The following is a 13,010-nucleotide window of genomic DNA, read 5'->3' on the forward strand; positions in this document are numbered from 1 at the left end:
CGACGAACAGCTGTGATTGCGGTTGAGTAAAGAACCACAGCTGGGGAGGAAACCATGGACAAGGACCGCGTGGAAGGCTCGGGCAAAAAGCTCAAGGGTGATGTGAAGCAGGCCGCCGGAGATGTCACGGGTGACGAAAAGATGAAAACCGAAGGTGCCGCGGACAAGGTCAAGGGCAAAGTGCAGAACGCCGTTGGCGGTGCCAAGGATGCTCTGCGGGGCAAAAAGTAACTCCAGCGCAAAGAGGGCGGCCGAAGGGCCGCCCCGTTTCCTCGAGGACCTGATCGCCGGCGGGCAGCCGCACTGTTCGGAACTGCCATCACGACGGCGTTGATGTGGCGCGCGGTGTTCCGTCTGGCGTGGCGCCAGACCGAGGGGCTGATCGGCTCTATTCTCGCCGCCGATCGGGAAACAGAAGCGCTATCCGGCGTTCACTCTGACAGTCCTGCATGCCCGGGAACGTGAGGCGCCCGCCGATCGGCCGCGCATCAACTGGAAGCTCCTCAGCGATCTGCCTGTCCTCTCGAACGGCGATGCCGTCGAGAAGCTCCGCTGGTACGCGGCGACGTGGAAGATCGAGGTGTTTCACAAAATTTTGAAGTCGGGCTGTAAAGTCGAGGGGGCGCGCCTGCGAAGTGCCGACCGCTTAGTGAAGTTGATCGCCGTCTATTGCCTGGTGAGCTGGCGGGTCTTCTGGCTGACAATGATCAACCGATCGGCACCGGACGTCGATGCGGGGATCGTCTTCACTGATCGCGAGCAACTGATCCTGGATTTCCTGGTTCCGAACAAGGCTCCCAGCCTGCCCGGCAGCAACACTCTGGGCATCTATCTCACCAAAGTGGCCAAGCTCGGCGGCTATCTCGCCCGGAGTTGCGATCCACCGCCGGGGAATACGGTCATGTGGCGGGCTATGTCTCGTCTGATCGACATTGCCCTGGGTTCGGAGATCGCCCCGCAGCTTGTGGGTAATTGAAAGTCTCACCGGAGCAATACGTGGAACCCAAGCGATGCGCATGATTCTGAACGCAAAAGGCGCCGGCTGAGCCGGGAGTGTCCAATGACCAAGTGCGCCTTGGCCTCCCGCTCCCCCGCTTGCGCAGCCGCACCATCAATTTTTCGCGGGCGATGAGGATGCCATTCCGTCATGGGCGCGCATCGGCCAGAAAAATGGCCGCTGGGTTTGCCCAGCGGCCTGAAAGTCTAGGGAGGAAACGCCTAAAAGCGTTAACGAGTTCAATATAATGCTGCGCTGCACAACGGGCAACGCCCGGCGCACCGCGGTGCGGTATGCAGTGTTCGCATGGAACAGAAACAGACGACGACGTTTCGAACTCCGCTCGCTCGACAAATGGGCGATCTGCGCAACGTGTGCTCGAGAGCTGTCAATGGCCAGTCTTGGCGTGCGGCGCGGCGACCGGCTTGGACTCCGGCGATCCGCGCTCGCGCAGATAGATGCCCAAAACCATGAGCAGGCCCATGGACAGGAACTCGCTTTGCCAGTTCTGAAAGCTCTCGTACCAGAACTCTGGGTCGCCCAAAGTCTCGGCCATGGTCTTTGTGGGCTGGTGGTGCCGCAACGCCTCCTCGTTGGAGCGCCGCGTGCTGCCGGCGAGATGCAGCCAGAACGACAGGGCAAAAAGCGTCACCAAGGCTAGGCTGAGCGAATGCGAGTAGAGCCGCAGCAGCAGGCCACCACGGTGAACTGGCCAGGGGGCGTCGGGATCGGCGCGCTGCTTCTCAGGCGCCTCATCCTCCGGATTTGACTCCCCCGGCGTCTTGGACTCCGACGAGCCTTTTTGGACCAGGATGACGGTCAGCAGCACATAGACCGACATCTGGAGAAACTCACTCTCCCAGTTCTCGAACGTCGCCGACAGGAAATGACCCGTGGTCAGGTAGTCGAGCAGGCCGACCGGCGGCAAGCCGTGCAAGCGCAGCTCCTCGATGAGCGCCCGCCACCCGGTTAAGGTTTGACCGACAATGGAGAGTAAGAACAGGGCGAACAAAGTAATCGACAGCCCATTGTTTTTCAGGAACCGGCGCATTGGGTTCAATCTCGCGTTCCGCTACGTGCTTTCCGAACAACGCTCGCACTGACCATCAGGTTTCCACGCCCGCAGGATGCGGACATTCGCGCGCCCTTCGTGATTGTGGGCGGATATTCGAGATCGTCGTTCTCCCCCGGATGCTCGCTCTCCAGCATCTGGCCACGCTTCCCCGTCACCACACCGCGGCGGAGACCAGCGGGCCTGCGGTGTCGGTGCGAACCGCGCTCGTCCACCGCTCGCTTGGGCGCTGCTGAGAAGCCGGGTCCCGTTCCGCGTCCCGAGGAATTGCTGCGGCGCGCGGACATTGCACGGCATCCATGCCGGTGAGATGTGTGCGATCTCCTGGGCCTTGTTGAGCACCAGGCGCGGGCGGACGCCCAAGAGGGACCTTTCCTTGACGGTTTCGGTTCAAAAATTGTTGGAAGGGATGGAGCCGTGCGAACAGCGAGGCGATGAGGATACACATGGCCGGACAGCGCTCGACGCGAGAGACCCTCGCCCACACTCATCCTCGGAGTGGCCCGGTCTACCCTCCGCCACAGCCTCCCGGCCTCAGCTCGGTGCTGGAACGCAACATCGAGGCGTTGCAGCGACGTCGGCAGCGGGAGGAGAAGCAAGCCAGCGTGCAGGAGCGGATCGCTGACGCGATCACCCGCTTCACCGGCAGCCTTCGGTTTGTTTATCTGCACCTCGCCTATTTCGGGTTCTGGATCATCGCCAACCTGGGCTGGATCCCAGGCATTCCAGCGTGGGACCCCTCCTTCGTGGTGCTGGCGATGCTCGCGTCCGTGGAGGCGATCTTCCTCTCCACTTTCGTCCTCATCAGCCAGAACCGCATGGCTGCGGCGGCGGACAAACGGGCAGACCTCGACCTGCAGATCAGCCTGCTCGCCGAGCACGAGGTCACGAAGCTCGTCACGCTGGTGTCGGCCATGGCCGACCGGATGGGCGTGACGACGGAGGTTGACGCCGAGCTGGCGGAAATCACCCAGGACGTTGCCCCAGAGGCGGTCCTCGATGAACTCGAGGCGGACAAGCCGCCGAGTGAGTCGCACTGATTCCAGCGACGCGGGGGCATCGTGGTCGTTACCGCTCGCGCCTGCTCTCCTCCGGAGGGCGGACGTGGCGGAACAGGCCCAGCAGCAGCAGGTCATAGGTGATCTTCAGCCCGCCCGCGAGGACGAGCGGCCAGCCGAACCCGGACAGCGCCAGCAGCTGGCCTGCCAGAAGCGGACCCAGAGCCGACGCGAGGCTGCGCGGCACCGCCGTCACGCTCGCGGCCGCCGCCCGCTCGCCGGGGGTCACCACGGCCATGACGTAGGAGGTGCGCGTGGGAACGTCCATCTGCGAGAGCAGGCTGCGCACCAGCAGCAGCGCGATGGCCGTCCTCAAGTCCGGCGCGAAGGGCACCAGCACCAGGCAGACGTTCGACGGCAGGTGCGTGAACACCATGGTGTTGATGAGCCCGATCCGCGCCGCGATCCGCTCCGCCACCAGGTAGGAAACGGCGGACAGCACGCCGGTCCAGAAGAAGATCGCCCCGGTCGTCGTCAGCGACAGCCCGAACCGCTCGAACAGCCAGAGCGCGAACAGCGACTGGACGACCAGCCCGCCGGCGAAGGCGTCGAGCGAGAACAGCGCGGCCAAGCGCAGAACGATGGCGCGCGACCGCCGCAGCGGCTCGGCCGGAACGCTCACGGCGTCCGCCCGGGTGTCCGGCAGGCGCCGGTAGAGCAGCAGCGACGCCAAACCCAGCAGCGCGTAGGACACGAACGCACCGTCGATCGCCATGCCCGGGTCGATGCCGGTCACGCCGGCAAGCAGCTCGGGCGCGCCGGCGCACAGGGAGCCGACCGCGGCGGCCAGCGAGCCGATCAGGCTGTAGCGGGCGAACAGGGCGGTGCGCCCGCGGTCCGGGACCGTCTCGGTCAGCCGTGCCTGCTCAAGCGGCAGGAAGACGCTGACGTCGCCCGACGACGGGTTGATTGTCCCGACGAAAGCGATCAGGAACAGTGGCCAGAACTCCCGCGCCAGGGGGAACGCGAGGCCGGTCGCGACCATCAGCACGGCGGCGCCGAGCAACGGCGCGCCCCCCTTGGGCAAACGGTGGGCGGCGAGCCCCACCGTCAAGGTCAAGGCCGCCGAACCGGCCAGGGTCGCCGTCGCCAGGGCGCCGATCGCGACCGGGCCGAAGCCGAGCCGAGCGAGGTGAACCGGCAGAAGCAGGCTGATCAGCCCGTCGCCGAAGGCCCGCAGCGCCCGCGCGCCCAGCAGCAGCGCCGCCTCCGGCGCGGTGCCGGTCGGCAGCAGCGCGAACCGTTCGGCGGGGGCGCCGCCCGTCATCGGGCTAGCCCGCTACGCCGGCGAAGTGCAGGAGGAGCCCGGCCGCCGAACAGGCGGCGAGCACCGGGATCATCCCGACCTTGAAGCGGAACACCGCCAGCATGGCGCCGGCGGTCAGGACCAGCGAGGGGAGGTTGAGCGTGCTCAGCACCGGGACATCGAGGGTGGCCCCGGCGACGTGCACCGGCTCCAGCCGCCCGAACAGCACGTGCAGACCGAACCACACCGCCAGGTTCAGCACGACGCCGACCACCGCGGCGGTGATCGCCGACAGGGCGCCGCCGAGCGCCTTGTTGCCGCGCAGAGCCTCGACGAACGGAGCGCCGAGGAAGATCCACAGGAAGCAGGGCACGAAGGTAACCCAGGTGGTCAGCAGCCCGCCCAGCGTGCCGGCCAGCAGCGGCGGCAGCGCGCCCGGAGCCCGAAACGCGCCCATGAAGCCGACGAACTGGGTGACCATGATCAGCGGTCCCGGCGTCGTCTCGGCCATACCGAGCCCGTCCAGCATCTCGCCGGGCCGGAGCCAGCCATAGTGCTCGACCGCCTGCTGCGCCACGTAGGCGAGCACCGCGTAGGCGCCGCCGAAGGTGACCACCGCCATGGTCGAGAAGAACGTGGCGATCTGGCTGAACACATTGTCGGACCCGAACGCCAGCAGCAGCGCCGCGACCGGCACGAGCCACAGCGCCAGGCAGATGGCGCTGACCCGCAACGACCAGCCGAGCGTTGGCCGCGCGTGGACCGGCGTGCCCTCGCCAAGCAGGCTGTCGGCGTCCGCCAGGGTCTTGCCCTTGCTGGCCCCGTGCCCCCCGCCGACCGCGAACTCCGGACGGCCCAGGCGCCCACCGATGAAGCCGATCAGGCCCGCCGCCAGGATGATGATCGGGAATGGCACGTTGAAGGCGAAGATCGCCACGAAGGCCGCCGCGGCGATGCCGAGCATCACCCGGTTCTTCAGCGCCCGCCTGCCGATGCGCACCACGGCCTCGAGCACAATGGCGAGCACGGCCGCCTTCAGACCGAAGAACAGCCCCTGCACCAGCCCGACGTTGCCGAAGGCCGCGTATATCCAGCTGAGCGCCATGATGGCGACGAGGCCGGGCAGCACGAACAGGGTGCCCGCGATCAGCCCGCCGACCGTCCGGTGCATCAGCCAGCCGATGTAGACGGCCAGCTGCTGCGCCTCCGGTCCCGGCAGCAGCATGCAGTAGTTCAGCGCGTGCAGAAACCGCGTCTCGCCGATCCAGCGCTTCTCCTCCACCAAGATGCGGTGCATCACCGCGATCTGCCCGGCCGGGCCGCCAAAGCTGAGCGCGGCGATGCGCGCCCACACCCGCGTCGCCTCGCCGAGGCTCACCCCATGCGTGCCGTCCTTCGTCGCGGATACGGGTGTAGCCACGGCGGCGTCCGCCTCGGTCATCAACCTTCTCCTCAGTCGCGCTTCTTGCGGAAGTATTCGTAGAGGTCCTCGAACACGGCGCCGCCACGTTCGAGGCGGCGTTCGTCGTCGTCGGTGGCGGCGGCGATGCCGGAGAGCAGCGTGCGGATTCCCGCCGCCTCCTCGCGCTGGAACTTGCCGTCCTTCAGGTCGATGTCATGGACGATCTCGGCAATCGCCTTCAGTGCCCGGTCCGGCTTGACCAGCTTCGCCAGCAGAACCTCGAAGGTGCAGTGGTCGCCCTCGTGCGTGAACTCCGCCTCGAACATGTCGAAGCGCAGTTCACCAGGCTCCGGGACGTAGCCTTTGTCCGGCACGAACGTGAAGCGGGCCTCCGGGTCGATGAACCGGCGGATCAGCCACGCCGAGGCGATGCGGTCCACCTGCACGCCGCGGCGTGTCACCCAGGTCCGTCCCTTGAGCGGTCCAACGTCATCGACGTCCATGGTCGTCTCCTCCTCATCCGGACCGCGCTCGGCTTCGGCGAGCCGCGCCTCGATCCCGGCCAGCAGTCCCTCCACCGGCTCCCGGCCGCCCGCACCGAAGAAGTCGATGGCGACGATCTCCGCCAAGCGCCGCCGCAGGCGGGTCGTCTGGGCCCGGACCTCGCCCTTACGGGCGCGCCAGGTGTCCGGCCCGGCGGCGAGGACATTGGCAACGTCGCGGGCATCGGTGGCGAGCGCCTCATAGTCGGCGTCGCGGGCCTTGTCGAACAGCGCCCGAACCTCCTGGTCGGTCAGCCCGTCGATGAACCGCGCCTCGAAAACCGCCGCCTCGCCGCCACCCTCGTTGATCTCGCGCAGCAGCCACTGGAAGTCCTCCTGGGCTTGCCCCCCGGCCGGCAGCGCGTAGAGCGAGTTCTTGATCGCCACCGCCCCCAGCCCCTGCAGGCGGCGCCAGACCTTCACGCGGAAGTAGGCGGGCTTCGGCGGCAGCTGGTGGGCCAGCAGCAACCAAGCGTACCGGGAGTCCGAGGTGGTGGGCGCGTCGCTCATTGGCCACCTGTATCTCAGAGATACCAACAAGGCAACACTTGTATCGTCACATATCCGGGGGTACAGTTCGTTTCCTCACCGGATGGTCCGGCGACCCAACAGGAGGCGCGTCATGCCCTACGAGGTCGCACCGCTCCCGTTCAAGCCGCCGCGGCTGAACGGCCTCTCCGAACGGCTGCTCGCCAGCCACTTCGAGAACAACTATGGCGGCGCTGTCCGCCGCCTGAACGCCATCGAGGCTGATCTCGCCCGCCTCGACTGGATCACCGCGCCGACCTTCGTCATCAACGGCTTGAAACGCGAGGAGCTGGTCGCTGCCAACTCGATGATTCTGCACGAGGCGTACTTCGACGGCCTCGGCGGGTCCGGGGACGCCGGCGGTGCGCTCGCCGCCGCCCTTGAGCGGGACTTCGGGTCGGTGCAGCGATGGCGGCAGGAATTCACCGCCATGGGCAAGGCGCTCGGTGGCGGCTCCGGCTGGGTGCTGTTGACGCTCTCGGAGCGCGACGGCCGACTGCGGAACGTCTGGGCGGCCGACCACACGCACACGCTCGCCGACGGTCGGGTGGTGCTGGCGCTCGACATGTACGAGCACGCCTATCACCTCGACTTCGGCGCCAAGGCCGGGGCCTACGTCGACGCCTTCATGGCCAACATCGCCTGGGAGCGCGTCGCGGATCGCCACCGGCGCGCCGTCGAGGGGCTGCGCCCGGCATCACGGTCCACCGACGCTGAAGCCCCGGAAATGAGCGTTGGCGAGGCTCGCCGGACGATCGAGGGCGGCGAGATCCTCGTGCTCGACGTCTGCTGGGACGAGGACTTCGCGCGTTGCCCGGACATGATCCCGACGGCCGTCCACCACGACGCCCGCCGCATCGGGGAATGGGCCGACGGCGTGCCGAAGGATTGCGAGGTCCTGGCCTACTGCGTCTACGGGTTCCAGGTCAGTCGGGAGGCCGTCGCCGAATTGCGGCGGCGCGGCGTGTCCGCCCGCACCCTCGCCGGGGGCATCTCGGCCTGGCGCGCTATGGGAGCACCAACCGTGCCCAAGTCCTGAGCCCTTCACAGAAGGAGGCCCGCCATGAAGTGGGTCACGCGCGAACGCCCGAAGATCGACCGCATCGCCTGTCCGTGGCTGATCGCCCGGTTCATCGATACTGAGCCAGAGTTCCTCTACGTGCCCGCCGAGCGCGTGCTGGCCGTAGCCGAAGAGACCGGCGCCACTCCCTTCGACGTGGCCGGTGTTGAGCTTGGTCATGTCGGGGACCATTGCAGCTTCGACGCGTTCCTGGCGAAGTATCACCTCACCGATCCGGCTCTTCACCAGCTGGCGGACATCGTCCGCGGTGCTGACACCGCCCGTCTCGACCTGACGCCGCAATCGGCGGGGCTGCACGCCGTCTCGCTCGGACTCTCCACCGTCTTCACGGACGACCACGCGATGCTCCGGCACGGCATGGTCGTCTACGACGCCCTGTACGCCTGGTGCCGGATGCGCCGGAGCGGGACGCACGACTGGCCGCCCACGGGATGGCCCACGGCGGCCTGACAGCAAGGAGGAAGGAACGCCATGATGCGACACATCGGAGCCTTGGTCGCCGTGATCGCCGCCACCGGGTTGTCCACGGCCGCCCTTGCGGCGGACCCCGCCTGGAAGGCCGTCGATGAAGCGATGGGCCGGGCCGGGGCGATGCAACCGGGCGTGGTCTACAAGTTCAGCTTCCCGCGTTCGGACCTGAAGGTGACGGTGGACGGCGTCGCGGTCAAACCGGCGCTCGCGCTTGGCTCGTGGGTCGCCTTCAAGGGCGAGGGCGGGCACGCGATGGCCATGGGCGACCTGGTGCTGACCGAGGATGAGGTCGCGCCGGTGATGAAGAGCCTGGTCCAGGACGGCCTCCAGGTCACCGCCGTGCACAACCATATCCTGCGGGCTTCCCCATCCACGCTGTACATGCACATCGCCGGAATGGGCGACCCGACCAAGCTGGCGCAGGCCATTCACGGCGCCTTGGGCAAGAGCAAGACGCCGATGGAAGCCATTCCGGCTTCCGAGCAGCCGCTCGACCTCGACGCGGCGGCACTGGACGCCGCGCTCGGTCAGAAGGGCAAGGCGGCGGGCGGCACGTACCAGTTCAGCATCCCGCGAACCGAGACGGTGCAGGACATGGGCGCGCCCGTTCCACCCGCGATGGGCACCGCCATTGCCATCAATCTCCAATCGGCCGGCAGCGGCAAGGCCGCGACGACCGGCGACTTTGTGCTCACCGCCGAGGAGGTCAACCCGGTGGTCCAGGCCCTGGTGACGAACGGCATCGAGGTGACGGCGCTGCACACCCACATGCTCGCCGAGGAGCCGCGGCTGTACTTCATGCATTTCTGGGGCGTCGACGACCCGGCGAAGCTCGGCTCCGGCCTGCGCGCCGCGCTCGACAAGGTGAACATCGCCCGCAGCCAGACGTCGGAACTGCCGGGTGCAGGCAAGCAGTAAGGTTCTGTTGCAAAGTTCTGACGGAGACAAAATCGCTGTGGTTTTGCGCCGTTCTCAGGCGGCAACGTCGAACAACGCGTTCACGAAGGCAGCCTGGGCGACGATGTCGTCCCCAGTGATTGCTTTCACCTGCCCTTTTCTCATCATCGCCAAAGTCTCATAGCCAACCAGGGTGCGCCACGCGGTTCGGAAGCTTTTGAAGCCGAGCCCTGGCCGGACCAGCCGCTTTATTCGCCGATGATCTTGCTCGACAATGTTGTTCAGATACTGAACCTGGCGCAGTTTGGCGAAGCGCCAGAGCCGCCGGTTCCGCTTCATATCGGCCACCACCTTGGGGTAAGCGGCGTTCTTATCGACCGTGATGGTGCGGGGATTGACCGTGTTCGGCCGGGCCAGCGTTTTTTGGAAGAACCGCTTGGCGGCTGCGGCATCACGCCGGGCGCTGAGCCGGAAGTCGATGGTCTGGCCGCGGCCGTCGACCGCCCGGTACAGATAGACCCAGCGACCCTTCACCTTGATGTAGGTCTCGTCGACCCGCCACGAGCCGGTGGTCGGGCGCAGGTGCGGCCGCAGCCGCCTCTCCAGTTCCACCGCGTAGGCCTGGATCCAGCGGAAGAGGGTGGTGTGGTCGACCGACACGCCGCGGTCCCGCAGCATCAACTCGAGGTCGCGGTAGGAGATTGGAAACTGCAGGTACCAGCGCACCGCCCACAGGATCACCTCCGCGGTGAACTGCCGGCCCTTGAACGGCTTCTTCCCGCTGCCCATTACCCCGTCACCCCAGCTGCCGAAAGGGGTTGGGTTCTACCCGATCTCCGTGCCGTCGAAAACGCTGCAACAGAACCCGGCAGGCGGTGGCGACGTCCACCGCGGGGGCCGCCTGCTCGATGGCGGCCATCACCTGCGCTTGCTGCGGTCCGGCGAGGTCTCCAGCAATTGAGCGACTTTTTATGGAATGGCCCGCCCCTCACGCTCCGCCGTTAAAAGCGGCGGACTGAGCTGAGAAAGGAGGGCGACATGCAGATTGCCGTACTGGGGATCGACCTTGGCAAGCGGACGTGCAGTGTGGTCGGACTGGACGCGGCGGGGCGCGTCGTCCTGCGTCGCCGGATGGCGCGGACGAACGTGATCGGGTTCACCGCTGGGCTGCCGACCTGCGTCGTCGCCATGGAGGCCTGCTGCGGCGCCCACCACGTTGGACGCGAGATCGCCGCGCAGGGCCACACCGTGCGGCTGATGTCGCCGGAGTACGTGCGCCCCTACGTCAAAGCGCAGAAGAACGACGACCGCGACGCCGAAGCGATCGCCGAGGCGGCGACGCGGCCGACCATGCGCTTCGTTCCTCTGAAAACCGAAGCGCAGCTCGACGCGCAAATCCTGCATCGGGTCCGCTCGCGGCTCGTGGGGGAGCGAACGGCGCTGATCAACCAGCTGCGTGCGGTGCTGCTTGAACGCGGCCTCGTGTTCCCACAGGGACGGCGACAGTTCGAACAAGCTCTGGCCGAGCTGTTAACCGGAACTGAGACGGCTGATCTCAGCCCCCGAATCCGTCAGTTGCTGGTGGATATGCAAACCGAATGGCAGGATCTCGACCAGCGCATCGCTGCGCTCGATGACGAGTTCGCGGAACGCGCCCGCAGCGATGACAGCGCGCGCCGCCTGGCCACCATTCCCGGCATCGGCGTGCTGAACGCCACGGCGCTGGCGGCGGCAGTGGGCGACGCGAGCGCCTTCGCCCGCGGCCGCGACTTCGCCGCGTGGCTTGGCTTGGTGCCCCGGCAGAGGACAACCGGAGGCAAGGCGAAGCTGCTGGGCATCAGCAAGCGAGGCAACGTGTACCTCAGAACCCTGCTGATCCACGGCGCCCGGGCCGCCTTGCCGGCGCTCAGTCGCAAGGCGACACCGCTTGGTGCCTGGCTGCGCGCCCTGTCCGCCCGCGCCCACGTCAACACGGTGGTCGTGGCGCTCGCCAACAAGCTGGCCCGGATCGCCTGGGCGGTGCTGGTGCGCCAGACGACCTATGAGGCGCACCATGCACACGCATGAACCGAGCCGCCTTCAGCCCACCGGGCATCCGCAAGCGATGATCCGCCTTCGGCCGCCCCTCCTCAAGCCTGGCCCTAGCGGGCCACCGCCTACGGCGGCTGCGGGCTTGACCAGGGACGACCTCCAGGCGCCCTGTTCCACCATCGGATGCCGGATGGGGTCAGGCGGAAGGGATAGAATTGTCCGGGGCCGATCGTCCCGGACGGTGATGTCGATCGTGCCCCGAGGCGTGGTGTCTGAGGGGGCCTCTGTGCTCTTCGGCGGGTTGAGGCCGCCGGTCTACTCCGCTGCGATGGACAGCGGATCAGGGGTGTGAGGGTGGCACAGCTCGGCCAGGCTTTCCATGGTCATGTAGCGCCGGGCCACCGCCCATTCATCATGCTGCTCCAGCAGCAAGGCGCCGACGAGGCGCACAACCGCCCCTTCGCCAGGGAAGATGCCGACGACGTTGGTGCGCCGCTTGATCTCGCCATTCAGCCGCTCCAGAGGATTCGTGCTGTGCAATTTGGTGCGCAGGTCCTTGGGGTACTTCATGTAGGCCAGCACGTCGAACTCCGCCTCGTCCATCAGCGCCGCCAGCTTGGAAAAGCGCGGCCGCAGGCTGTCGGCCACCCGGCGCCACTGCTCATGCGCCGCCTCAGCGGTCTCCTGGGCAAAGGCGGTGCGAATGGTGGCCGCGACCATCGTCTGGTGCGCCTTGCCGACGCAGGCGAGGAGATTCCTCATGCAATGAACACGACAGCGTTGAAGTGTGGCGCCCAGCACCTTGGAAGCGGCGGCCTTCAGCCCGAGATGCGCATCGGCGATCACCAGCTTTACGCCGCGTAGGCCCCGGCGGGTGAGGGTGCGCAGGAAATCGGTCCAGAAGGTCTCGGCTTCCGACAGCCCGAGGCCGAGCCCCAGCACCTCGCGCCGGCCATCGCTGTTGACGCCGATGGCCAGTATGGCGGCGAGCGAGACGATGCGGCCGTCCTGGCGCACTTTCACGTAGGTCGCATCCAGCCACACAAAGGGCCAGTCGCCTTCCAGCGGCCGGTTCAGGAACGCCTGCACGCGCTCGTCGATGTCCTGGCACAGGCGGCTGACCTGGCTCTTGGAGATGCCGGTCATGCCCATCGCCTTGACCAGATCATCGACGTTGCGCGTCGAGATGCCCTGCACGTAGGCCTCCTGAATCACCGCGATTAGCGCCTTCTCCGCGGTGCGGCGCGGCTCCAGGAAGGCCGGGAAGTAGGAGCCGCGCCGCAGCTTGGGGATGCGCAGGTCGATGGCCCCGGCGCGCGTCTCCCAGGTCCGCTCCCGGTAGCCGTTGCGCTTGGTCTGGCGGTCCTCGCTGCGTTCGCCATACCCGGCGCCGCACAGGCTCTCCACCTCCAGCTCCATCAGGCGCTGGGCGGCGAAGCCGACCATCTCGCGCAGAAAGTCGGCATCGGCGCTCTTCCCAATCAGCTCCTGAAGAGCGATCCTGTCCTCGGTCATCGTGGTCTCCGTCTTGGTTGATGGTCGTTAAGCAACCTCAACTTAGCCGAAGAACACGGTGACCGCCGCTCCCGAACGGCCGGCCCGCCTGCGCCAGCTATGGGGGAGCGCTCCGGCGGGCCAGCCTCACGCCTCAGACACCACGCGGTGGGACGCGATCGTGATGGCGG

At 67.1% G+C, this 13,010-nt stretch carries 13 protein-coding genes; 7 read left to right on the top strand and 6 right to left on the bottom strand.

Annotated elements, in window-relative coordinates; translation table 11 throughout:
• Positions 1–54 precede the first annotated feature (54 nt).
• Positions 55–231, top strand: a complete 177-nt coding sequence (locus tag M2351_RS19475; RefSeq protein ID WP_264657749.1) for a CsbD family protein — start codon at positions 55–57, stop codon at positions 229–231.
• A 349-nt stretch (positions 232–580) separates the two neighbouring features.
• Positions 581–976, top strand: a complete 396-nt coding sequence (locus M2351_RS19480; RefSeq protein WP_264657750.1) for an IS4 family transposase — start codon at positions 581–583, stop codon at positions 974–976.
• A 409-nt stretch (positions 977–1,385) separates the two neighbouring features.
• Here the strand turns inward: M2351_RS19480 and M2351_RS19485 are convergent, their stop codons facing one another.
• Positions 1,386–2,048: a DUF6766 family protein gene (locus tag M2351_RS19485; protein WP_264657751.1), complete on the bottom strand. Its 663-nt coding sequence runs from the start codon at positions 2,046–2,048 to the stop codon at positions 1,386–1,388.
• A gap of 563 nt (positions 2,049–2,611) precedes the next feature.
• Between M2351_RS19485 and M2351_RS19490 the strand changes: the two genes are divergently transcribed.
• Positions 2,612–3,109, top strand: a complete 498-nt coding sequence (locus M2351_RS19490; RefSeq protein WP_264657752.1) for a DUF1003 domain-containing protein — start codon at positions 2,612–2,614, stop codon at positions 3,107–3,109.
• Positions 3,110–3,137: 28 nt separating this feature from the next.
• Here the strand turns inward: M2351_RS19490 and M2351_RS19495 are convergent, their stop codons facing one another.
• From M2351_RS19495 to M2351_RS19505, 3 genes are read right to left on the bottom strand one after another with little or no spacing between them, the layout of a single operon-like run.
• The gene (locus M2351_RS19495; RefSeq protein ID WP_264657753.1) at positions 3,138–4,394 is read right to left on the bottom strand and encodes an MFS transporter; all 1,257 of its coding nucleotides are present in this window, start codon (positions 4,392–4,394) and stop codon (positions 3,138–3,140) included.
• A 4-nt stretch (positions 4,395–4,398) separates the two neighbouring features.
• A complete protein-coding gene (chrA, locus tag M2351_RS19500) occupies positions 4,399–5,814 on the bottom strand; it encodes a chromate efflux transporter (RefSeq protein WP_264657754.1) in 1,416 nt (471 codons plus the stop codon).
• Between the two features lie 11 nt (positions 5,815–5,825).
• Complete coding sequence (locus M2351_RS19505; protein WP_264657755.1) at positions 5,826–6,827, bottom strand: chromate resistance protein; 1,002 nt, start codon at positions 6,825–6,827, stop codon at positions 5,826–5,828.
• Between the two features lie 112 nt (positions 6,828–6,939).
• Between M2351_RS19505 and M2351_RS19510 the strand changes: the two genes are divergently transcribed.
• From M2351_RS19510 to M2351_RS19520, 3 genes are read left to right on the top strand one after another with little or no spacing between them, the layout of a single operon-like run.
• Positions 6,940–7,884, top strand: a complete 945-nt coding sequence (locus tag M2351_RS19510; protein WP_264657756.1) for a Fe-Mn family superoxide dismutase — start codon at positions 6,940–6,942, stop codon at positions 7,882–7,884.
• Positions 7,885–7,908: 24 nt separating this feature from the next.
• Positions 7,909–8,376, top strand: coding sequence for a chromate resistance protein ChrB domain-containing protein (locus M2351_RS19515; RefSeq protein ID WP_264657757.1), 468 nt, complete (start codon positions 7,909–7,911; stop codon positions 8,374–8,376).
• 51 nt (positions 8,377–8,427) lie between these two features.
• On the top strand, positions 8,428–9,315 hold the full coding sequence (locus M2351_RS19520) for a DUF1259 domain-containing protein (protein ID WP_264657758.1): 888 nt from the start codon (positions 8,428–8,430) through the stop codon (positions 9,313–9,315).
• A gap of 54 nt (positions 9,316–9,369) precedes the next feature.
• Here M2351_RS19520 and M2351_RS19525 read toward each other — a convergent pair whose 3' ends face one another.
• Positions 9,370–10,083: an IS6 family transposase gene (locus tag M2351_RS19525; RefSeq protein WP_264657759.1), complete on the bottom strand. Its 714-nt coding sequence runs from the start codon at positions 10,081–10,083 to the stop codon at positions 9,370–9,372.
• Positions 10,084–10,332: 249 nt separating this feature from the next.
• On the opposite strand from M2351_RS19525, the gene M2351_RS19530 reads away from it, so the two are divergent.
• Positions 10,333–11,361 carry an IS110 family RNA-guided transposase gene (locus M2351_RS19530; RefSeq protein WP_264657760.1) on the top strand — a complete coding sequence of 343 codons (1,029 nt, stop codon included), beginning with the start codon at positions 10,333–10,335 and terminating at the stop codon, positions 11,359–11,361.
• A 279-nt stretch (positions 11,362–11,640) separates the two neighbouring features.
• Here the strand turns inward: M2351_RS19530 and M2351_RS19535 are convergent, their stop codons facing one another.
• A complete protein-coding gene (locus M2351_RS19535) occupies positions 11,641–12,840 on the bottom strand; it encodes an IS256 family transposase (protein WP_264654291.1) in 1,200 nt (399 codons plus the stop codon).
• Positions 12,841–13,010: the final 170 nt, after the last annotated feature.

Origin of the sequence: Azospirillum canadense, assembly GCF_025961225.1 — a bacterium.
Lineage (GTDB): Bacteria > Pseudomonadota > Alphaproteobacteria > Azospirillales > Azospirillaceae > Azospirillum > Azospirillum canadense.

What these genes read in the sequence shown, in the direction of transcription:
- M2351_RS19475 (WP_264657749.1), top strand. Translation starts at nt 55, where the DNA reads ATGGACAAGGACCGCGTGGAAGGCTCGGGCAAAAAGCTCAAGGGTGAT.
- M2351_RS19485 (WP_264657751.1), bottom strand. Translation starts at nt 2,048, where the DNA reads ATGCGCCGGTTCCTGAAAAACAATGGGCTGTCGATTACTTTGTTCGCC.
- M2351_RS19495 (WP_264657753.1), bottom strand. Translation starts at nt 4,394, where the DNA reads ATGACGGGCGGCGCCCCCGCCGAACGGTTCGCGCTGCTGCCGACCGGC.
- chrA (WP_264657754.1), bottom strand. Translation starts at nt 5,814, where the DNA reads ATGACCGAGGCGGACGCCGCCGTGGCTACACCCGTATCCGCGACGAAG.
- M2351_RS19505 (WP_264657755.1), bottom strand. Translation starts at nt 6,827, where the DNA reads ATGAGCGACGCGCCCACCACCTCGGACTCCCGGTACGCTTGGTTGCTG.
- M2351_RS19510 (WP_264657756.1), top strand. Translation starts at nt 6,940, where the DNA reads ATGCCCTACGAGGTCGCACCGCTCCCGTTCAAGCCGCCGCGGCTGAAC.
- M2351_RS19515 (WP_264657757.1), top strand. Translation starts at nt 7,909, where the DNA reads ATGAAGTGGGTCACGCGCGAACGCCCGAAGATCGACCGCATCGCCTGT.
- M2351_RS19525 (WP_264657759.1), bottom strand. Translation starts at nt 10,083, where the DNA reads ATGGGCAGCGGGAAGAAGCCGTTCAAGGGCCGGCAGTTCACCGCGGAG.
- M2351_RS19530 (WP_264657760.1), top strand. Translation starts at nt 10,333, where the DNA reads ATGCAGATTGCCGTACTGGGGATCGACCTTGGCAAGCGGACGTGCAGT.
- M2351_RS19535 (WP_264654291.1), bottom strand. Translation starts at nt 12,840, where the DNA reads ATGACCGAGGACAGGATCGCTCTTCAGGAGCTGATTGGGAAGAGCGCC.